A 19,410-nucleotide genomic window follows, 5' to 3' on the forward strand; every position below is an offset into this window, starting at 1 on the left:
ATGACCGGCGCTTGCCAAGTCATGCTGCCATGGGGAGCCGATAGGTTATGTTTGGGATCAATAAGTAAACCGCGCGGTGAGGCGCACGTCACGGCCGGCGATCGGCACGAAGTCGCGCGTTTCCGAGGCGGCGAGGCGGCCCGTTGCGTCGAGCAGGTTGTCGGCGGCGAGGATCAGCGAGAGCGGGCCGTCCTGGCCCATCGGGCGCCAGGTGGCGCTGAGGTTGACGAGCGTGAAGGCGCTGGTCGGGTTCTCGTTCTCGGTCACGCGGTCCTGCTTGGCATTCCATTCCACTTCCCCGCGCAGGGTGACGGCCGGCGAATCGAATTCGAGGCCGCCGCGCGTGCGCAGCGGGGGAATGCGGGGTACCGGGCCCATGTTGACCAGCTTGGCATGGGTATAGTCGACCCCGCCGTCGGCCTTGAGCGCGTTGTCGCCCCAGCGTGCGAAGGTCAGCGCGCCTTCAGCCTCGATGCCGCGGAAGCGGGCGGGGGCCTGGAGGTACTGGTAGACCGGGAAGTCCTCGATCACTTCGCCGGTCGGAACGGCGGTGATGAAGTTGTCGAAGTTGGTGCCGAACAGGGTGACCGAGCCGACAAAGGCGCCACCATTGTAGCGCAGTCCCGCCTCGACGGTGTTGCTCTTCTCGACCGTGAAGTTCGGGTTGCCGCGTTCGTAGGACTGGGTGGCGTCATGCAGGCCGTCGACGAAGAGTTCCTCGGCCGACGGTGCGCGTTCGCCGTGCGAGAAGTTGGCCGAGAAGGTCAGCGTGTCGGTGGCGTGCCAGGCGACACCGGCAACGGCGGCGTACTGGTCGAAATCGCGGTGCTCGGTGGCCGGGATCGTGCGGATCTGCGTGTTCTCGTAGCGCAGCGCGCCTTCGAGGTCGAAGCGGCCGACTTCCAGCTGCTGCAGCGTGAAGACCGCGAAGCGGTTGGTGTTGTTGTCCGGCAGCAGGGCCTCGTCGCCGCTGATGTCGAGGCGCGAGGACGAGTACTGGACACCGGTCGAGCCGCTCCAGATGCCGCGCTTGGCCTGGTCGGCCTGGAGGCGCACTTCCACGGCCTGGTTGTGGAACTGGGTGCCGATGTCGCCGTCCTCGATCTCGGCGTGCTCGTAGTCGCCATAGGCGCCGCGCACTTCGAGGCGCTTGAGGAAGCCGGTGAGGTTGAGCCCGGCGCGCAGGTCGACGCGGGTCTGGCGCAGCGAGATGCTGGTGGCCTCGGGATCGGTCGAGGGACGCGGCGGGATGCCGTAGTCGGTGGCGAGACGCTGCACCGAGACGCCGATGTCGCCGCCGTCGTCGATGAAGGCGAGGCCGCCGCCGTAGCTCCAGCCCTCGGTGCCGCTGTTGGCGATCTTGCCCTTGGCGTTGGCCTGCTCGGTGAGCGTGGCGGCGCCGGTCAGGTCGCCGGCGGCGGCAAGGTCGCTCGCCTGGGTCAGCGTTTCGGCGCGCAGTTCGGGCGAGAGCACGTGGCCGCCGACGTGGAGGTCATCGCTGTGGTAGTAAGAAGCGTCGAAGTGGGCAACGAGGCGGCTGGCAAGGCGCACGTTGGTGGCAATGCCGCCGTTCACCATGTCGGCGGCGGTGCCGAAGGAACCCAGCGCGTCGACGGTGAAGGCCTTGTCCGGCACGCTGCGCGGGATGCGCTTGTCCACCGCGTTGACGGCGCCGCCCGAGGGATCGCTGGCGTAAAGCAGGACGCGGGGGCCGTGGAGCACTTCGACACGCTCGACATTGAGCGTGTCGAGCGAGACGGCGTGGTCGGCCGACACCGAGGAGGCATCGAGCGAGCCGATGCCGTCAAGCAGCACCTGCACGCGCGGACCGTCAAAACCGCGCAGGACCGGGCGCGAGACACCCGGCGCGAAGCCGGTGCTGGAGACGCCGGGCAGGCTTGCCAGCATTTCGCCGATCTGCGGCTTGATGTCGCGGGTCAGTGCCTCACCGGTCAGCACCACGGGCGCGCTGATCGGATCGGCATTGCCGGAGATCACGCGGCCGGTGACGATGATTTCCGGGCCGTTTTCCTGCGGATGAGCGCTGTCTGCAGTCGCGGCAGCGTCAGCGTCAGCGGCAAATGCGGCTCCCGGTGCGGCAAGCAGGGCAGTGGTGGCAAGGGCGCCGGCAGAGGCCAGCAGGGCGATTCGGGCTTGGGGCGTCTTCATGGCGCCTGGGCTAGTGGTGATGTTATACTGTATCAAGAGGTAATCGCAGCATGACGTAAAATTCATGTTGCAGTGCGGTGAAGATGCCACGCAAGAAAGCCGCCCGGAGCGGATCCGGGCGGCTTTCTTGCGTGATGCCAATGGCTGGCAGGTGTTACCGGCGCGGGCGGAGGCGCGGATTGGGCTGCGTGGCGTCGACCAGCTTGAGGAAGTCGTCGATGCGGATGATGCGTTCGAACTGGAAGCCGGAGCGGCCTTCGTGCGACCAGATCAGGTGGGCCTCGATCCGTCCCACCACGGGCAGGCGCATCACCAGCCGTTCGCCGCGATCAAGCGCAAGCTCGCCCTTGCACATGAAGCCCTGGGCGGAAAAGTTGACGATATGCAGGTGGACATCGCCCAGTTGGCGATGCTCGGCGATCAGCTTGTGATCGACAGGGTGGCGGGTTGCCCGCCGCTTGTCGGTTACAGAGAGCTGGGCTCCTGCACTCATGTTCTTGTCCGCCTATTGGTTGCCGCCGTGAAACGGTACAGTGCATCAAAATGGCAAACAAACGGTAAACTTCCGGCAGGATTTTGCCGCCTGCCGGAAGTAATGCATTGATGCGGCTCTTTCAGGCGCCGCGCAGGATCGCGTGCTTCTTCTTGCCCAGGCTCAGCTTTCGGGTTTCGCCGGAAGCCACTTCGATCAGGAAGCCGGGATCATCCATGGTGACATCGTCCAGTTTCACGGCGCCTTCACCGATCTTGCGCTTGGCCTCGCCGTTGGAGGCGGTGAAGCCGAGTTCGGTGAGCGCCGCGCCGAGGCGAACGCCTTCGCCGGTGACGTCGAGCGTCGGCAAGTCCTGACCGAGGCCGCCGCCCGCGAACGTTGCCCTGGCGGTGGCTTCGGCGGCGACGGCAGCATCCTCGCCGCGGCACAGCCGGGTCACTTCATTGGCCAGAACGACCTTGGCATCATTGATCGCGGCGCCTTCAAGCGCTTCGAGTCGGGCGATCTCGTCCAGTGGCAGGTCGGTGAACAGGCGCAGGAACTTGCCGACGTCGCGGTCGTCGCAATTGCGCCAGTACTGCCAGAAGTCATAGCTCGGCAGCATCTCCTCGTTGAGCCAGACCGCGCCGGAGGCGCTCTTGCCCATCTTGGCGCCGTCCGCGGTGGTGAGCAGCGGCGTGGTCAGGCCGAACACTTCCTTGCCGTCCATGCGGCGGGTCAGTTCGATGCCGTTGACGATGTTGCCCCACTGGTCGGAGCCGCCCATCTGCAGGCGCACCTGCTTCTCCTTGCAGAGGTGGCGGAAGTCGTAGCCCTGCAGGATCATGTAGTTGAATTCGAGGAAGGTCATCGGCTGCTCGCGCTCGAGGCGCAGCTTGACCGAATCGAACGAGAGCATGCGGTTGACCGTGAAGTGCGTGCCCACTTCCTGGAGCAGCTGGATATAGCCGAGCTGTCCCAGCCAGTCCTGGTTGTTCACCATGACCGCGTCGGTCGGGCCGTCGCCGAACTTCAACAGGCGCGAGAAGATCGAGAAGATGCCCTTGATGTTGGTCTCGATCGTCTCGTCGGACAGCATCTTGCGGCTTTCGTCGCGCCCGGTCGGGTCGCCGATGCGGGTGGTGCCGCCGCCCATCAGCACGATCGGCTTGTGGCCGGTCTGCTGGAGGCGGCGCAGCATCATGATCTGCACGAGGCTGCCGATGTGCAGCGACGCGGCGGTCGCGTCGAAGCCGATATAGCCCGGCACGACCTGCTTCTCTGCGAGAGCGTCGAGGCCCTCGGCATCCGTCGTCTGGTGGATGTAGCCGCGTTCTTCGAGGACGCGGAGCAGGGAAGATTTGTAGGTCATGACCGTGCTTCTTGTTTATGGGAGCGGGGCGCCTAGCATGGGGGGCGCAGGATATGAAGCAATTGGTCGCGTTCGTGGTGATATCCGGCCGAAACCGAAGCGGTCCGGATTGCCAGCATGACCCGCGCGGCTCTACGCAGGGGCCATGTCCGACCTGATCTGCCACCCCGCCCATCCGCCCGTCCTTGTCCGTTCGATGGAGGCCCGCGTGATCGGCCTCGACCAGAGCTGGCTGCGTGTGCGCTGGCGGATCCTGGGTGCGGGCAAGCTGGTGGTTCCCGCCTTTGCGGGCAAGGGCCGGGCCGACGGGCTCTGGAACACCACCTGTTTCGAGCTGTTCCTCCAGGCGCCCGGCGCGGAGCCTTATGTCGAGATCAACCTCTCGCCGTCCGAGCGCTGGAACGCTTATGACTTTACCGCGCGCCGGGAGGGCATGAGCGAGCGGCCGATGCCGCGCGAACCCGAATGCACGATGCGCAAGGGCTCCGACATCGCCATCTTCGATGCCGCCATTCCCGCCGCGGGCCTGCCGGACCTGCCGCTCGGCATGGGCTTCACGGCCGTGATCGAGGAAGAGGGCGGCGTGCGCAGCTTCTGGGCGCTTTCCCACAGCGGCGAGGCGCCTGACTTCCATGATCCGGCTTGCTTCACGCAGGCGCTTGCGGCACCCACCGCGTCATGAAATTCGGTATCGATCGCCTGCTGGCGGACCCTGAACTGCGCAAGCCCCTCGAAGGGCGCCGCGTCGCGCTTGTCGCCCATCCCGCTTCGGTGACGGAGGACCTCGTCCATTCGCTTGACGCGCTGATCGCGGCGGGGGTGAACGTGACAAGCGCCTTCGGCCCCCAGCACGGCCTCAAGGGCGACAAGCAGGACAACATGGTCGAGACGGCGGACGAGCTGGACCCGACCTATGGCATCCCCGTCTACAGCCTCTATGGCGAAGTGCGCCGCCCCAGCGCGGCGATGATGGCCAGTGCCGACGTGTTCCTGTTCGACCTCCAGGACCTGGGCTGCCGCATCTACACGTTTGTCACCACGCTGCTCTATCTGCTGGAAGCGGCGCAGGAACAGGGCAAGAGCGTCTGGGTGCTGGACCGTCCCAATCCCGCCGGTCGTCCGGTAGAAGGGCTGACGCTGCTGCCGGGGCAGGAGAGCTTTGTCGGTGCCGGACCGATGCCGATGCGCCACGGCCTGACGCTGGGCGAGATGGGCCACTGGTTCATCCGTCACTTCAAGCTCAACGTCGATTACCGGGTGATCGCGATGGACGGCTGGGAGCCGGAAGGCCCCGGATTCGGCTGGCCGCTCGACCGGGTGTGGATCAATCCCAGCCCCAATGCCGCCAATCTCAACATGGCGCGGGCCTATGCCGGGACGGTGATGATCGAGGGGGCGACGGTTTCGGAAGGACGCGGCACCACGCGCCCGCTCGAAGTGCTGTTCGGCGCGCCCGACCTCGACGCCAAGGCGGTTCTGGCCGAGATGCAGCGCTTTGCGCCCGAGTGGCTGGAAGGCTGCGCCTTGCGCGAGTGCTGGTTCGAACCGACGTTCCACAAGCATGCGAAGAGCCTGTGCAGCGGCCTGATGATCCATGCCGAGGGCCCGTTCTACGATCACCACGCCTTCCGGCCCTGGCGGCTTCAGGCACTGGCGTTCAAGGCGATCCGGCGCCTCTATCCCGACTATCCGATCTGGCGGGATTTCCCGTATGAGTACGAGTTCACGCGGCTTGCGATCGACGTCATCAACGGCGGTCCGGGGCTGCGGGAGTGGGTCGACAATCCCGATGCGCTACCAGGCGATCTGGAGGCGGCGGCCGGAGCGGACGAAGCCGCGTGGAAGGCCGAAGTCGCCGATCTGCTGCTCTATCGCTGAACAGGATGCCTCAGGGCTTCGCCGTTTCGGCGAAGCCCTGAGGATGCCGCCGCTGCTTAGAAGCGGATGCCGCCGGTGAGCACGGCATGGCGGCGCTGGAAGTTGATGCCTTCAAAGCTGCCGAGATCGGCGTAGTTGATCTCCACGCCGACATAGGCCTTGCTCGACAGATTGTAGTCGAGACCGATGCCGCCCATGACGCCGTCGAGCGTTTCGGTGCCGGATTCGCCTGCGTAGGTCGCCTTGAGCTTCATGCTGTCGTAGCCGAGCTTGCCGTAAAGCTGGAGGGCGGAGCCGAGGTTGAGGCCGATGCGGCCGCCTGCGGCCAGGTTGCCGTCCGAACCCAGGCAGTAGCCGCTCGCGCAGTCCTTCGAGCGGGCATAGTCGTAGTTCACGAAGGGACCGACGGTGACTTTCGTGCTGACCGGAATGTCATAACCGATCTCGCCGCCAATCGAGACCGACTGCCCCAGCTTGTAGACGTCGTCGTCGCTGACGGTCGGGGTTTCCAGACCGACGCGGGCTTCGACGCGCAGCCCGGAAAGCCTGGCTTCGTCGGCGAGCGCCGGCTGGGCCAGAAGGGCTGCGGAGATGAGGCCGTACTTGATGAAACGCATAAATTCCCCCTATTGGAGAAAGCGCACCCGCTTCTCCATTCAACCGATACAGTGTTGTTATGATTTGGTTCTGCGCACCCGAATGGGGCGCCCTTAACGAAGGGGGTGGACGTTCTCAATCGGCAATGGCGGTTACTTTTTTGAAATCCGCCGATAGCGTCACCGCATTGTTTAGCGTCGACGCGAAAGGCTGAGCGTCACGCCTTCTTGCGCGACAGCTCCCGCATCGCCGCGTCGAGCCCGTCGAGCGTGAGCGGGAACATCGCCCCGCCCATCAGTTCGCGGATCATGCGGGTGGAGCCGGAATAGCCCCACTGGTTCTCCGGCGTGGGATTGAGCCACACGGTGGCCGGATACGTCTGCGTCACGCGCTGCAGCCAGACGGCGCCGGCCTCCTCGTTCATATGCTCGACCGAGCCGCCCGGATGGCTGACTTCGTAAGGGCTCATCGCCGCGTCGCCCACGAAGATCACCTTGTAGTCATGGCCGAACTTGTGGAGCAGGTCCCAGGTCGGGGTGCGCTGCGACCAGCGGCGGCGGTTGTCCTTCCAGACGCCTTCGTAAAGGCAGTTGTGGAAGTAGAAGAACTCCATGTTCTTGAACTCGGCGCTGGCGGCGCTGAACAGGTCTTCCATCATCGCGATGTACGGATCCATCGAGCCGCCGACATCGAGGAACAGCAGCACTTTTACGGCATTGTGGCGTTCGGGACGCATGACCACGTCGAGCCAGCCCTGCTTGGCGGTGCCCCGGATCGTCTCGTCGAGGTCGAGCTCCTCGGCCGCGCCTTCGCGGGCAAACCGGCGCAGGCGCCGCAGCGCCACCTTGATATTGCGGGTGCCGAGTTCGCGGGTGTTGTCGAGATTGGCGAATTCGCGCTTTTCCCAGACCTTGATCGCGCGGCCGTGTTTGCCTTCACCGCCGATGCGGATGCCCTCGGGATTGTAGCCCGAATGGCCGAAGGGCGAGGTGCCGTTGGTGCCGATCCACTTGTTGCCGCCGGAATGGCGCTTTTCCTGCTCCTCCAGACGCTTCTTCAGCGTCTCCATGATCTCGCCCCAGGAACCCAGCGACCGAACCTGCTCCATTTCCTCCTGCGAGAAGTAGCGCTCCGCCACCTTGCGCAGCCAGTCCTCGGGAATGTCCACCGGCTGCTGGCCATAGTCGGTCAGCACGCCCTTGAAGACCTTCTGGAACACCTGGTCGAAGCGGTCGAGCAGGCCTTCGTCCTTCACGAATGTCGCCCGGCTGAGGTAGTAGAACGCCTCGGGCGTGCGCTCGATCACCTCGCGGTCGAGCGCTTCGAGCAGCACCAGATGCTCCTTGAGCGAGGCGCCGATGCCCGCGGCGCGCAGTTCCTCGACGAAGTTCAGCAGCATGGCCGCTCTCGCCGGTCAGCCGAACGGCACAGGGAAGCAACGAGGCGGGCAGGGGCCGGGCAAGCGTTCATGCCCATCGCATAGCCTATCGCGCGGCGGGTGGGAAACGCCTGCCCGATGACCGGCGGACGATTGAGAGGGCGCCGCGAAGCTTTATAGATCGCACCGTGCAACTTACCCCGAATCAGATCGCCCGCCTTCGTGAAGATGCCGTCCGCGCGCTGCAGCGCCGGGACGGCCCGGCAGCGCTTGCGGCGCTGGAGCCGCTGATGCAGCTTCCCGATCCGCCGCTGCTGTCGGCGGCGCAGGCCTATCTCTTCGCGGGAGACCCGCGCCAGGCGGATGCGGTGCTCGACAGGGTGCTGGCAGCCGACCCGCGCCATATCGGCGCCCTCCTGCTCAAGGGGGAGGCGCATGGCCAGATCGGCGACAGCCGGGCCGCCACGGCATTCTATCAGGCAGCGCTCGACACCGCCGCCCGGACGCCGAACGTGCCGCAGGGCCTGCAAGGTGCGCTCCAGCGTGCCAGGGAGGCTATTTCCGGCTTCGCTTCGCGTTACGAGGAAGAACTGCGCGGCCGGCTGGAGCAGGAAGGCATTCGCGGCGCGGCGATGAGCCCGAGGATCGCCGAGGCGCTCGACATCCTGACCGGGCGCAAGCAGGTCTTTGTCCAGCAGCCGCAGAGCTTCTATTTCCCCGGCCTGCCGCAGAACCAGTTCTACGAGCGCGAGGCTTTCGACTGGGTTCCCGCGCTGGAGGCGCAAAGCGAGGTCATTCGCGCGGAACTGGAGGGCGTGCTGGCCGAGGAGGATGGTTTCCGGCCTTATGTCGAATCCGAGCCGGGGCGGCCTCCCAAGGCCAATGCCATGCTGGGCGATCCGCGCTGGGGCGCCCTCTATCTCTGGCGCGGCGGCGAGCCGGTGGCGCGCCAGGCCGAGCGCTGCCCGCGCACGATGGCGGCCCTGGAAGCTGCGCCGATCCCGCGCATCGCCGGTCGTTCGCCGATGGCACTGTTTTCGCGGCTCAAGCCCGGCATGCATATCCCCGCGCACACCGGGTTCCTCAATACCCGCCTGATCTGCCATTTGCCCTTGGTGGTGCCGCCGGGGTGCAGCCTGCGCGTGGGCAACGAGGTGCGTTCGTGGGAGCCGGGCAAGTTGCTGATCTTCGACGACAGCATCGAGCATGAGGCATGGAACCGCGGCGAGGACGACCGCGTCGTTCTGCTTTTCGAGATCTGGCGTCCGGAGATCAGCGAGCAGGATCGCGCCGCCCTGACCGTGATGTTCGAGTATATCTCGGCCTACGACGCCTGACCTGAAAGGGTGTGGGGCACCCGTCCGGCGCTCGGCGACGCTGGTCTTGCTGGGGCCAACCCTACCGGGGATCGACACCGGGCGGCGGCGGGGGCTGGCGCGGCCACTGCTCCAGCGCGGGGTCGATCATTGCCCATTGCGGTGCGTCCTCGGTCCAGATCACGGCGTCGGGCTTGAGGCCGTGTCCGGCATCGAGCGCGCCGAGGCGCATGGTCTTGAGGTGCGGGCGGGCCGAACTCTGCGCAAAGATCTGGGTGCCGCATCGGGGGCAGAAGTGGAAGGTCAGCCTGTTGCCGCTGGCGGCCTGCCATGCCGAGGCGGCAAGATCGCCGTCGATGGCGACGTCCTCGGCCTTGAAGATCGCGTTGTTGGTGGGGCCGCCGGCGGCAAGCTGCTGGCACTGGCGGCACCAGCACTGGCGCGTGGCGACCGGTTCGCCCGCGATCGCGAGCGTGACGGCGCCGCAGACGCAGCCCCCGGTGTAAGGTGCGGTCATCGTGTCAGTTCCCCCGGCGCGCCATGAAGGCGAGCCTTTCGAACAGCATGACGTCCTGTTCGTTCTTGAGCAAGGCTCCGTGGAGCGGCGGGATCGCCTTGGCGGCATCCTGGTTCTGCAACACGTCGAGCGGCATGTCCTCGGCCAGCAGCAGCTTCAGCCAGTCGAGCAATTCGCTGGTGGAGGGCTTTTTCTTGAGCCCGGGCACTTCGCGCAGTTCGTAGAAGATCTCCATCGCGCGGGTGACCAGCGTCTTCTGGATGCCCGGGAAATGCACGTCGACGATGGCCTGCATCGTCTCGCGGTCGGGGAACTTGATGTAGTGGAAGAAGCACCGGCGCAGGAAGGCGTCGGGCAGGTCCTTCTCGTTGTTCGAGGTGATGACGACGATCGGGCGTTCGGCGGCGGCGACGTGCTCGCCCGTCTCGTAGACGTCGAAGGCCATGCGATCGAGTTCGGCAAGGAGGTCGTTGGGGAACTCGATGTCGGCCTTGTCGATCTCGTCGATCAGCAGCACCGGAAGGCGCGGGGAGGTGAAGGCTTCCCACAGCTTGCCGCGGCGGATGTAGTTGTTGATGTCATGGACCCGGGCATCGCCGAGCTGGCCGTCGCGCAGGCGGCCGACCGCGTCGTACTCGTAAAGGCCCTGATGCGCCTTGGTGGTGGACTTGACGTTCCAGGTGATCAGCGGGGCGCCGAGCGAGGCGGCGATCTGTTCGGCCAGCACGGTCTTGCCGGTGCCCGGCTCGCCTTTCACCAGCAGCGGACGGCGCAGCAGCACGGCCGCATTGACCGCGACCTTGAGGTCGTCCGTGGCGACGTAACTGCCGGTGCCTTCGAAACGCTGCATCATCCATCCTTAGTTGATCGCTTGATGGGTAGGTTTTGCCTCGCCGCATGGCAAGCGATCTGGCGCGGCTCTTATCGAAGGCATGGACTTCGCCGCCGGGGCGTTGCAAGCAGTCGCAAAATTGGGGCTGCTTATCTTGCGTGAAATGAACTGGCTGGGCGCGGGCCGGGTGCGGGGCTACCTGCGCCTGCTCGCCCTGCTCAATGCGGCGATGGTGATCTGGTTGCTGGCGACCTCGCACGGCGGGGTGGACGCCAATGGGTTCCTGCTGGGCAGCGACTTCATCAGTTTCTGGACCACGGGGCGGATGCTGATCTCCGGCGCCGACCCGTATGACGCGGCGGCGCATATTGCGGCGCAGCGCACCTTTTTTGCCTCGGCGAGCGGTTACACCGCGTTTTTCTATCCGCCCTCGTTCCTGGCGCTGTGCTGGCCGCTCGGCTGGCTGGGCTATTTCCCGGCACTGGCGGCATGGCTGCTGGCGACAGGCGCGCTCTATGTGGCGGCGGTGCGGGTCTGGTGGCGTGAACTGCCGGTACTGGCGCGCCTCGGCATGCCGCTGTGGCTGCCGCTTCTGGCCTATCCGGCGATGGTGATCGTGGTGACCCATGGGCAGACCTCGTGGCTGCTCGCTGCCTTGCTGGGAACGGGGCTGCTTCTGGTTCGCCGCCAGCCCGTGCTGGCAGGCCTGTGCCTCGGCCTCGCGACGGTCAAGCCGCAGTTCGGCGTGCTGGTGCCGCTGGCGCTCATCGCCTCGCGCGAATGGAAGGTGGTGCTGGTGGCCGCGACCACCGCGCTGCTGCTGGCGGGACTGTCGGCCTGGGCGTTCGGCCCGCAGCTCTGGGTAGAGTGGTTGGACGCGAGCGCGCGTGCACAGATCGCGATGGCTGATGGCGCCGTGGGTTTTGGCAAGATGACAAGCGTATTTGCGGCGCTGCGCCTGCTGGGGACGGCGAGCGTGGCTGCCTATGCGGTGCAGGCGCTGGTGGCGGCAATGGTCGCGGCGCTGGTCGTGACCCATGGCTGGCGCAAAGGGTGGCGGCCGGGGCTGGCGGCGCTGGTTCTGGCGGGAGCGCCGCTCGCAACGCCGTTCGTGCTCGACTACGACATGGTGCTGCTGGCCTTCCCGATGCTATGGCTCACGGGAGAGGGGCTGCGGGGCGGGTTCCTGCCTTACGAAAAGCTGGTGGTGCTGCTCGCCTTCGTGGCCACGGCCTTTGCCAGGCCCCTGGCATTGAACCTGTCTGTTCCGATCATGCCGCTGGTGTTGCTGGCCTTTTTCGCCATAGTCTGGCGCCGGGCAACCTTGCGCCCTGCCGCCCATTGCGAGGATCAGCCCCAACCGGAAGGAGCCTGAAGTGCCCGCAGCCAAGCCGCGCGCCGCGCGCAATATCGCGCTGTTGATCGATGCCGACAATGCCTCGCCCGCCAATCTGGAGGCGGCGCTGACCATTCTGGGCGACCTGGGTTCGGTCAATGTCCGGCGGGTATACGGCAACTGGAGCAAGGTCTCGCTGAAAGGCTGGTCGAAGCTGGTGCTGCGCCATGCGCTGGAGCCGCAGCAGCAGTTTGACGTGACCAAGGGCAAGAACGCCACCGACATGAAGATGACCATCGATGCGATGGACCTGCTTTACGGCGGCCATATCGACGGTTTTGGCCTGATGACCAGCGACAGCGATTTCATGCCGCTCGCCATCCGGATCCGCCAGAACGGCACGCCGGTCTACGGTTTCGGCACAAGCCGCACGCCGGAGGCGTTCCGCGAGGCCTGTACCCGTTTCATCGACCTCGATACGCTGCCCGACGCCGATGCCGACGACAACGCGGCGCCGTCGTCGGCCCCGCCGCCCCTCGATGCCGACCTCGTGAAACTGATCGGCGAGGCGTGGAAGGCCAGCAAGCGTGACGAGGGCGGGTTCGCCAGCCTGTCCGAAGTCGGCCAGCGGGTGGCCAACCGATCGAGCTTCGATGCGCGCAGCTATGGGTTCTCGCGGTTGTCGGAACTGGTGCAGACCCTGCCCAACTTCGCCACCGAGAAGCGCGAGAGCGGGCTATTCCTCAAGCGGATGCGCTAGGAACCGGCCAGCCTAGTCCAGAGGGCGGAAAAACCGCGCTCCTTGGGCAGTCTTCAGGCCGATTCCAAACCGGCGAGTAACCGTTGCTGTCATGGTTTTAACTTTTTCGAACAGCGTATTGGGTTTGACAGTGGTTGCCCGGAAATTCTAATCTCGCCCTTGAGGTATTCTTGCCTCACAGGGGGAATTAGCATGAAATTGAAGTATGCCGCGGGCTTCTGCCTGCTGGTGTCGGTTGCTGCTGCGGGTCAGGCACAGCAACAGGAGGCAGCCGTGACTCCGGGGGTGAATCCGGCGGTGGCTCCAGCCGAAAAGCAGGTTGCCGTGTTGGTCGCGCAGCCGCAGGACAACATCCTGCGCGCAGGCCTTGAGGTTCCGCTGCTCACGCGTGAGGAACTGACGACCAAGGGCAAGAAGCTGAAGGTCGGCCAGCGTATCCAGATGGAAGTTGCCGCCAACATCGAGCGTAATGGCATGGTCGTGATCCCGGCTGGCACGCCGGCGATCGGCGAAATCACCGAAGTGCGCAACAAGGGCATGTGGGGCAAGTCGGGCTATATCGGCGCGCGTGTCGTGTCGATCCGTCTCGGCGATCGCAATATCCGCGTGACCGGCACGTTCGACGACAAGGGTGTTACCGGCACGGGCGGCGTTGTTGCGGCCATTGCCTTCGTGCCGATTGCCGGGTTCCTGACCACTGGAACCAGCGCGTTCATCGCGCCGGGCTCCCCGGTCAAGGGATTCCTCGACGAGGATGTGACCTTCACTGCGACTTCCGCGCCCGCGCCGATCCCGGTGGCGGCTACGCCCGTAGCGCCGGCAGCGTCTTCCGGCGCCCAGTAAGAATCCCATCGGACTGATCGGCGCCTCAGGCGTCGATCAGTTCGGGATCGATTTCGCCCGCGCGGTTCTGGATGAACTGGAAGCGGTGTTCGGGATTGCGGCCCATCAGGCGGTCGACGAGGTCCTTCACCGCCGCGCGGCCTTCGTATTCGGGCGGCAGGGTGATGCGGATCAGCGAGCGGCTCGCCGGGGCCATCGTCGTCTCGCGCAGTTGCTGGGGGTTCATCTCGCCCAGACCCTTGAAGCGGCCGACTTCGACCTTCTTGCCCTTGAACATCGTCTGTTCCAGTTCGGCGCGGTGCTCGTCGTCGCGGGCATAGGCGGACGTCGAGCCCGAAGTCAGGCGGTAGAGCGGCGGCTGGGCGAGGTAGAGGTGCCCACGCCGCACGATTTCCGGCATTTCCTGGAAAAAGAACGTCATCAACAGCGTGGCGATGTGGGCGCCGTCGACGTCGGCGTCGGTCATGATGACCACGCGGTCGTAGCGCAGGTCGTCGGCGTTGCAGTCCTTGCGGGTGCCGCAGCCGAGCGCGAGGCCGAGGTCGGCGATTTCCTGATTGGCGCGGATCTTGTCGGCCGTGGCGCTGGCGACGTTGAGGATCTTGCCGCGGATCGGCAGGATCGCCTGCGTCTTGCGGTCACGCGCCTGCTTGGCCGAACCGCCTGCCGAATCGCCTTCGACAATGAAGAGTTCGGTCTCGGCATCCGTTTCGCCCGAGCAATCGGTGAGCTTGCCGGGCAGGCGCAGCTTCTTGGCGTTGGTGGCAGTCTTGCGCTTGACCTCACGCTCGGCCTTGCGGCGCAGGCGTTCGTCCATGCGCTCCATGACCGCGCCGAGCAGCGCCTTGCCGCGCTCCATGTTGTCGGTCAGGAAGTGGTCGAAGTGATCGCGCACGGCCGCTTCCACCATGCGCGCGGCTTCCGGACTGGTCAGGCGGTCCTTGGTCTGGCTCTGGAACTGCGGATCGCGGATGAAGACCGAAAGCATGACTTCGCTGCCGGTCACCACGTCGTCCGGGGTGATGTCCTTGGCCTTCTTGGCCTGCCCGACCAGGTCGGCAAAGGCGCGGATACCCTTGGTCAGCGCGCCGCGCAGGCCCTGTTCGTGGGTGCCGCCGTCGGGCGTGGGAATGGTGTTGCAGTACCAGGAATAGGAGCCGTCCGAGTAGAGCGGCCAGGCGATCGCCCATTCGACCCGCCCCTGTTCGGAGCCGTCCTCGCCGCGCGGGAATTCCTGGCTGCCGGAGAAGAACTGCGTGGTCACGCATTCGCGGCTGCCGATCTGTTCGGCAAGGTGGTCGGCCAGGCCGCCGGGGAACTGGAAGGTCGCCTCGGCGGGAATGCCGTCCACCGCGAGTGCGGGCGCGCACTTCCAGCGGATCTCGACACCGGCGAAGAGGTAGGCCTTCGAGCGCACCAGTTTGAACAGGCGCGCGGGCTTGAACTTCTGGTCGCCGAAAATTTCGGTATCGGGCGTGAAGGTGACGGCGGTGCCCCGGCGGTTGGGCGCGGCGCCGACTTTCTGCAATGGCCCCAGCGTTACCCCGCGCGAAAATTCCTGCGCGAAGAGTTCCTTGTTGCGGGCGACTTCCACGCGGGTCTTCACCGAAAGGGCGTTGACCACCGAGATGCCGACGCCGTGCAGACCGCCCGAGGTGGCATAGGCCTTGCCGGAAAACTTGCCGCCCGAGTGCAGGGTGGAAAGGATCACTTCGAGGGCCGACTTGCCCGGATATTTGGGATGCTCGTCGACCGGGATGCCGCGGCCGTTGTCGGTGATGGTAAGGCGTCCGGCAGTGCCCGGTTCCTCTTCCAGCGTCACCTCGATGCGGTTGGCGTGGCCCGCGACGGCTTCGTCCATCGCGTTGTCGAGCACTTCGGCGGCGAGGTGGTGCAGCGCGCGCTCGTCCGTGCCGCCGATGTACATGCCCGGACGGCGGCGGACGGGCTCAAGCCCCTCCAGCACTTCGATGGCCGAACCGTCGTAGGTTTCACCGCCCGCGGAGGGGAGCTTTTCGAAGAGGTCGTCGGACATGGCTGCGACTATAGGCAGGCGGAAAATCCGCGATCAAGCGTGCATGCCCGATTTTTCGCAGCGATTGGGGAAAAGTGGAAGAAAAAGAGAACAAAAGGAGTGGGGCGCCGCTCCGGACGCCCCGTCTGTCCCGTTATTTACCCGTGGCGAAGCCGGTCGGTGCGGCGTCGATCACCTTCACCGCGCCGGCAGAGACGGTGCGCACTTCCAGCGCGCGCTCGATCAGGCCGTTGCGGTTGAAGCGGAAAGCGCCGTCGACACCGAGGAAGCCGTCCTGCGCGAACATCGCCGCCGTCGGGAACGCGGCGCCCTGCTTCCAGTCACGCGCGACGCGCAAGGTGAGCAGAACCGCGTCGTAGCCGAGCGTGGCGATGCGGAAGGGCTGCACGCCGAAGCGGGCGCGGTAGCTCTTGGAGAACTGGCCGAAGCGCGCGTCCGAAACGGTGGAGAACCACGCGCCGTTCAGCGACGGCGAGGCCGCCAGCTCCTTTTCGCCGCTCCACAGCTCGGTGCCGAGCAGGCGGACCGAAGTGGTGCCGCCGCCCGCACGGTAGGCGGTGGCGGCGCGGGCCGAGAGGCTGCCGCTGTCGGCGATCAGCAGCGCGTCGTAGCCGCCCTTGGCCTTGATGCGCGTGGCCGCGGCGCTGATCGAGGCGGCGGTGCGGTCATAGGGCTCCATCGCCAGCACGGTGCCGCCGCTGGCGCGCACGGTCGAAAGCAGCGATGCACTGACGCGCTGGCCGTAGTCGCCGCGCGGGACAAGGGCGGCAAAGCTCGAGACGCCCTGCTGGCGGGCATAGGCCACCGTGCGTGCGACCGACTGGCCGGGCAGGTTGCCGATCACGAACACGTCGGCTCCGGCGGCTTCCTCGTCGTTCGAGAACGAGATGAGCGGCACCCTGGCAGGCTTGGCGACGGCGCGGACCGCGCCGATGTCGTCCGCCAGCAGCGGGCCGAGGATCAGCTTGTTGCCGTCCGCCACGGCCTTGCGTGCGGCCTCGCCGGGGTTGGTGCCGGTGTCGTAAGTGGTGATGCGCAGGTTCTTGGCGCCGGTATCGAGCAGCGCCATGTTCGCGGCATTGGCCAGCGACTGCCCAACGCCCGCGTTCGGGCCGGTGACCGGAACCAGCAGCGCGATGCGGTGGCGGTCGGTGTCGGTGGCGACGACATTGTTCTCGCTCGGTGTCGGCGTCGGCGCCGGGCCGGGGGCAGGGGCCTTGGGAACGACCGCGCAGCCGGCGAGCAGGGCCATGGCGGCTCCGGCAAGGAAGTTGCGCCGATGGGTACGCCCGATGAGGGTCGTGTCGAACATTGCTTGCCGCTCCCGTGGTCCTTGGGCCATTAGGCCGATGATGGAAAACAGTCTTTCACCGGGCCTCTACATAGTCGCAACCCCGATTGGCAACCTCGGGGACATAACCTTGCGGGCGGTCGAGACGCTGCGGGGCGTCAGCGCGGTTGCCTGCGAGGATACCCGGGTGACCGGCAAGCTCCTGCATCATCTCGGCATCAAGCAACGGATGATTCGCTACGACGACCATGCCGGCGAGGGTGACCGCGAGCGTCTGCTGGCGCTGATGGAGAGCGAGCCGGTGGCATTGGTCAGCGATGCCGGAACCCCGCTGATTTCGGACCCCGGCTACCGTCTGGTGCGCACCGCCCGCGAGCGCGGGATCGCCGTCACCAGCCTGCCCGGAGCCAATGCCGCGGTCATGGCGATGACGCTCTCGGGTCTGCCCAACGACCGTTTCCTGTTTGCCGGGTTCCTCCCCAACAAGGCGAGGGCGCGCGAGGGGGTGCTTGCGGATCTGGCCAAGGTTCCCGCGACGCTGATCTTCTACGAAACCGCGCCGAGGCTGGAGGATTCGCTGCAGGCTATCGATTCGGTGCTGCCGGGCCGCGAAGTGGCGGTGGCGCGCGAACTGACGAAGAAGTTCGAGGAATGCCGCAGCGGCACCCCGCAGGACCTGATCGCGCATTACGCCGCTCATCCGCCCAAGGGCGAGATCGTGTTGCTGGTGGCGCCGCCGGGAGACGAACTGCTGGGCGAGGTCGATGTGGATGCCCTGCTGCGCAGCGCGCTGGAGCAGGCCAAGCCCTCGCAGGCCGCGGCCAGCGTGGCCAAGGCGACCGGACTCGATCGCAAGATGCTCTATGCGCGGGCGCTGGAACTGAAGTGAGCGATCGGCGCGCCCATGCGGAGCGGCAGGGGCGGCGGGGCGAGACGCTTGCGTTGTGGTACTTGCGGCTAAGCGGTTGGCGCGTTCTGGCGCGGCGCGCGAAGACGGTGCGGGGCGAGGTCGACCTGGTGGTCCGGCGCGGGCGGACACTCTGCTTCGTGGAAGTGAAGTGGCGTTCGCGGGCCGAGGATCTGGGGCATGCGATCGACGCCTATCGCCTGCGCCGGGTGGCGGCGGCGGCGCAAGTGCTGGCGGCGCGATACCAGAAACCCGGCGACAACCTCAGGATTGATGTCCTGCTGCTGGCGCCGGGGTGCTGGCCCCGCCGGATCACCAATGCCTGGCAGCCCGGCGGATGACAGCGGGGGGTCTGGTCAGGCCGCCCAGGCTCAGCCGTGCGGCTTGGGGTGTTCGCTGGGCGCCGGGGACGGGTGCTCGCCCGGATGCGTGGTGGGGTGCGAGGTCGGGTGGTCAGCGGGATGGCCGGTGGGATGCGGCTCGGGGTTGGCGGCGGCGACTACGCTGCCGAAAACCAGCATCGTCGCCCCTGCCGCAAGGACTGCGGCCAGTTTGAACGGGTTGGCTTGGCTCAAGGGGGAATTGTGCATGAAGACCATCCTGTTTCGAGATATCGCGGGGGCTTTCCCGCGGCGGATGCGAAACTAGTCGCGCACGTCGCCGATTCCGATTAACCGGCGGTTCCGCAATCCCCCCAAGGAACAGTGATTCATGACCCTGCGCATCGCCGTCCAGATGGACCCGCTCGAGACGATCAACATCGCGGGCGATTCGTCCTTCGCCCTCATGCTTGCCGCCCAGGCGCGCGGCTACACGCTGTTCCATTATGACGTGCGCACCCTGGCCTACGACGCGTCCTACGGCGCGGCCGGGCGGCTTACCTGCTGGGGCGCGCCGGTGACGGTGCAGCGCGTCGAGGGCGCGCACTTCACCCGCGGCGAGTACCGGCTGATCGACCTTGTCGCCGATGTCGACGTGGTGCTGATGCGGCAGGATCCGCCGTTCGACCTTGGCTACATCACCGCGACTCACTTGCTGGAACGGCTGGCCGGGCAGACGCTGGTCGCCAACGATCCCGCCTCGGTGCGCAATGCGCCGGAAAAGGTCTTCGTGCTCGATTTCGCGCGCTTCATGCCGCCCACACTCATCGCCCGCCGGATCGAGGACGTGCGCGCCTTCCAGGAACGGCAGGTCGCGGCCGGCCTCGGCGGTGATCTTGTCGTCAAGCCGCTGCACGGCAATGGCGGCAAGGCGGTGTTCCGCGTGCCTGCCGACGGCAGCAATCTCGGGGCGCTGGTCGAGATGTTCCAGAACGCCTGGGTCGAACCCTTCATGGTCCAGCCGTTCCTTCCCGACGTCGCCGAGGGCGACAAGCGCATCGTGCTGGTCGACGGCGTGGTGGCGGGGGCGATCAACCGCAAGCCGGGCGCGGGCGAGTTCCGCTCGAACCTTGCCGTCGGCGGTTCCGCCGAGGCGACCGAGCTCACTTCGACCGAATTGGCGATCTGCGCGGCGATGGGGCCGGAACTGAAGGCGCGCGGGCTGGTTTTTGTCGGCATCGACGTGATTGGCGGAAAATGGCTGACGGAAATCAATGTGACTTCGCCCACCGGCATCGTCGCCATCGACCGTTTCAACGGCACCGATACCTGCGCGATGATCTGGGATGCCATCGCGGTCCGCCACGCCGCCATGTAACGGCGCGCT

General features: G+C 66.3%; 19 protein-coding genes. 9 read left to right on the top strand and 10 right to left on the bottom strand.

Annotated features, from left to right (window positions below):
- Nucleotides 1–57 precede the first annotated feature (57 nt).
- From DM450_RS06745 to tyrS, 3 genes are all read right to left on the bottom strand, one after another.
- Complete coding sequence (locus DM450_RS06745; RefSeq protein ID WP_142633527.1) at nt 58–2,169, bottom strand: TonB-dependent receptor; 2,112 nt, start codon at nt 2,167–2,169, stop codon at nt 58–60.
- 154 nt (nt 2,170–2,323) lie between these two features.
- Nucleotides 2,324–2,662, bottom strand: coding sequence for a PilZ domain-containing protein (locus DM450_RS06750; protein ID WP_142633529.1), 339 nt, complete (start codon nt 2,660–2,662; stop codon nt 2,324–2,326).
- A gap of 121 nt (nt 2,663–2,783) precedes the next feature.
- On the bottom strand, nt 2,784–4,013 hold the full coding sequence (gene tyrS, locus DM450_RS06755) for a tyrosine--tRNA ligase (protein WP_142633531.1): 1,230 nt from the start codon (nt 4,011–4,013) through the stop codon (nt 2,784–2,786).
- Between the two features lie 145 nt (nt 4,014–4,158).
- Here tyrS and DM450_RS06760 point away from each other — a divergent pair, with 145 nt between their 5' ends.
- Nucleotides 4,159–4,695, top strand: a complete 537-nt coding sequence (locus tag DM450_RS06760) for a DOMON-like domain-containing protein (RefSeq protein WP_142633533.1) — start codon at nt 4,159–4,161, stop codon at nt 4,693–4,695.
- The gene (locus tag DM450_RS06765; RefSeq protein WP_142633535.1) at nt 4,692–5,891 is read left to right on the top strand and encodes an exo-beta-N-acetylmuramidase NamZ domain-containing protein; all 1,200 of its coding nucleotides are present in this window, start codon (nt 4,692–4,694) and stop codon (nt 5,889–5,891) included. The genes DM450_RS06760 and DM450_RS06765 overlap by 4 nt, the downstream gene beginning before the upstream one ends.
- Nucleotides 5,892–5,947: 56 nt before the next feature.
- Here DM450_RS06765 and DM450_RS06770 read toward each other — a convergent pair whose 3' ends face one another.
- Together DM450_RS06770 and DM450_RS06775 are read right to left on the bottom strand one after the other, a co-directional pair.
- Nucleotides 5,948–6,508 carry an outer membrane beta-barrel protein gene (locus tag DM450_RS06770; RefSeq protein ID WP_142633537.1) on the bottom strand — a complete coding sequence of 187 codons (561 nt, stop codon included), beginning with the start codon at nt 6,506–6,508 and terminating at the stop codon, nt 5,948–5,950.
- A gap of 197 nt (nt 6,509–6,705) precedes the next feature.
- Nucleotides 6,706–7,887, bottom strand: coding sequence for a vWA domain-containing protein (locus DM450_RS06775; protein WP_142633538.1), 1,182 nt, complete (start codon nt 7,885–7,887; stop codon nt 6,706–6,708).
- Between the two features lie 167 nt (nt 7,888–8,054).
- Here DM450_RS06775 and DM450_RS06780 point away from each other — a divergent pair, with 167 nt between their 5' ends.
- The gene (locus DM450_RS06780) at nt 8,055–9,203 is read left to right on the top strand and encodes an aspartyl/asparaginyl beta-hydroxylase domain-containing protein (RefSeq protein ID WP_260610272.1); all 1,149 of its coding nucleotides are present in this window, start codon (nt 8,055–8,057) and stop codon (nt 9,201–9,203) included.
- Nucleotides 9,204–9,264: 61 nt separating this feature from the next.
- Here the strand turns inward: DM450_RS06780 and DM450_RS06785 are convergent, their stop codons facing one another.
- A complete protein-coding gene (locus DM450_RS06785; RefSeq protein ID WP_142633541.1) occupies nt 9,265–9,699 on the bottom strand; it encodes a GFA family protein in 435 nt (144 codons plus the stop codon).
- A gap of 4 nt (nt 9,700–9,703) precedes the next feature.
- Nucleotides 9,704–10,549 carry an AAA family ATPase gene (locus DM450_RS06790; protein ID WP_142633543.1) on the bottom strand — a complete coding sequence of 282 codons (846 nt, stop codon included), beginning with the start codon at nt 10,547–10,549 and terminating at the stop codon, nt 9,704–9,706.
- A gap of 121 nt (nt 10,550–10,670) precedes the next feature.
- Between DM450_RS06790 and DM450_RS06795 the strand changes: the two genes are divergently transcribed.
- The 3 genes from DM450_RS06795 to DM450_RS06805 all read left to right on the top strand — a co-directional run bounded on the left by DM450_RS06795 (nt 10,671) and on the right by DM450_RS06805 (nt 13,470).
- Entirely contained in the window at nt 10,671–11,906 is a 1,236-nt protein-coding gene (locus DM450_RS06795; RefSeq protein ID WP_142633546.1) for a glycosyltransferase family 87 protein, read from the top strand.
- A 1-nt stretch (nt 11,907) separates the two neighbouring features.
- Entirely contained in the window at nt 11,908–12,627 is a 720-nt protein-coding gene (locus DM450_RS06800) for an NYN domain-containing protein (protein ID WP_242526138.1), read from the top strand.
- 192 nt (nt 12,628–12,819) lie between these two features.
- Nucleotides 12,820–13,470, top strand: a complete 651-nt coding sequence (locus tag DM450_RS06805) for a hypothetical protein (RefSeq protein ID WP_142633551.1) — start codon at nt 12,820–12,822, stop codon at nt 13,468–13,470.
- A 25-nt stretch (nt 13,471–13,495) separates the two neighbouring features.
- Here DM450_RS06805 and parE read toward each other — a convergent pair whose 3' ends face one another.
- Nucleotides 13,496–15,505 (bottom strand): DNA topoisomerase IV subunit B, encoded by a 2,010-nt coding sequence (gene parE, locus DM450_RS06810; RefSeq protein ID WP_142633554.1) that lies wholly within the window; start codon nt 15,503–15,505, stop codon nt 13,496–13,498.
- Nucleotides 15,506–15,638: 133 nt separating this feature from the next.
- Entirely contained in the window at nt 15,639–16,817 is a 1,179-nt protein-coding gene (locus tag DM450_RS06815; protein WP_142633558.1) for a penicillin-binding protein activator, read from the bottom strand.
- 40 nt (nt 16,818–16,857) lie between these two features.
- Between DM450_RS06815 and rsmI the strand changes: the two genes are divergently transcribed.
- Both rsmI and DM450_RS06825 read left to right on the top strand, forming a co-directional pair.
- Entirely contained in the window at nt 16,858–17,685 is an 828-nt protein-coding gene (gene rsmI, locus DM450_RS06820; RefSeq protein WP_142637602.1) for a 16S rRNA (cytidine(1402)-2'-O)-methyltransferase, read from the top strand.
- Complete coding sequence (locus DM450_RS06825) at nt 17,682–18,044, top strand: YraN family protein (protein WP_142633561.1); 363 nt, start codon at nt 17,682–17,684, stop codon at nt 18,042–18,044. The genes rsmI and DM450_RS06825 overlap by 4 nt, the downstream gene beginning before the upstream one ends.
- Nucleotides 18,045–18,074: 30 nt before the next feature.
- On the opposite strand, the gene DM450_RS06830 is transcribed toward DM450_RS06825, so the two are convergent.
- The gene (locus DM450_RS06830; protein WP_142633564.1) at nt 18,075–18,293 is read right to left on the bottom strand and encodes a hypothetical protein; all 219 of its coding nucleotides are present in this window, start codon (nt 18,291–18,293) and stop codon (nt 18,075–18,077) included.
- Between the two features lie 121 nt (nt 18,294–18,414).
- Here DM450_RS06830 and gshB point away from each other — a divergent pair, with 121 nt between their 5' ends.
- Nucleotides 18,415–19,401: a glutathione synthase gene (gene gshB / locus DM450_RS06835; protein ID WP_142633566.1), complete on the top strand. Its 987-nt coding sequence runs from the start codon at nt 18,415–18,417 to the stop codon at nt 19,399–19,401.
- The last annotated feature ends 9 nt before the right edge of the window (nt 19,402–19,410 follow it).

This window comes from Sphingomonas sp. IC081, assembly GCF_006874585.1.
Classification (GTDB): domain Bacteria; phylum Pseudomonadota; class Alphaproteobacteria; order Sphingomonadales; family Sphingomonadaceae; genus Novosphingobium.

Bases quoted from the DNA above. Each gene is read 5' to 3' on its own strand.
- gshB (WP_142633566.1), top strand. From the start codon at position 18,415: ATGACCCTGCGCATCGCCGTCCAGATGGACCCGCTCGAGACGATCAAC.
- DM450_RS06785 (WP_142633541.1), bottom strand. From the start codon at position 9,699: ATGACCGCACCTTACACCGGGGGCTGCGTCTGCGGCGCCGTCACGCTC.
- rsmI (WP_142637602.1), top strand. From the start codon at position 16,858: ATGGAAAACAGTCTTTCACCGGGCCTCTACATAGTCGCAACCCCGATT.
- DM450_RS06830 (WP_142633564.1), bottom strand. From the start codon at position 18,293: ATGCACAATTCCCCCTTGAGCCAAGCCAACCCGTTCAAACTGGCCGCA.
- DM450_RS06775 (WP_142633538.1), bottom strand. From the start codon at position 7,887: ATGCTGCTGAACTTCGTCGAGGAACTGCGCGCCGCGGGCATCGGCGCC.
- DM450_RS06760 (WP_142633533.1), top strand. From the start codon at position 4,159: ATGTCCGACCTGATCTGCCACCCCGCCCATCCGCCCGTCCTTGTCCGT.
- DM450_RS06770 (WP_142633537.1), bottom strand. From the start codon at position 6,508: ATGCGTTTCATCAAGTACGGCCTCATCTCCGCAGCCCTTCTGGCCCAG.
- DM450_RS06790 (WP_142633543.1), bottom strand. From the start codon at position 10,549: ATGCAGCGTTTCGAAGGCACCGGCAGTTACGTCGCCACGGACGACCTC.
- DM450_RS06805 (WP_142633551.1), top strand. From the start codon at position 12,820: ATGAAATTGAAGTATGCCGCGGGCTTCTGCCTGCTGGTGTCGGTTGCT.
- DM450_RS06815 (WP_142633558.1), bottom strand. From the start codon at position 16,817: ATGTTCGACACGACCCTCATCGGGCGTACCCATCGGCGCAACTTCCTT.
- DM450_RS06765 (WP_142633535.1), top strand. From the start codon at position 4,692: ATGAAATTCGGTATCGATCGCCTGCTGGCGGACCCTGAACTGCGCAAG.
- parE (WP_142633554.1), bottom strand. From the start codon at position 15,505: ATGTCCGACGACCTCTTCGAAAAGCTCCCCTCCGCGGGCGGTGAAACC.
- DM450_RS06750 (WP_142633529.1), bottom strand. From the start codon at position 2,662: ATGAGTGCAGGAGCCCAGCTCTCTGTAACCGACAAGCGGCGGGCAACC.
- tyrS (WP_142633531.1), bottom strand. From the start codon at position 4,013: ATGACCTACAAATCTTCCCTGCTCCGCGTCCTCGAAGAACGCGGCTAC.
- DM450_RS06745 (WP_142633527.1), bottom strand. From the start codon at position 2,169: ATGAAGACGCCCCAAGCCCGAATCGCCCTGCTGGCCTCTGCCGGCGCC.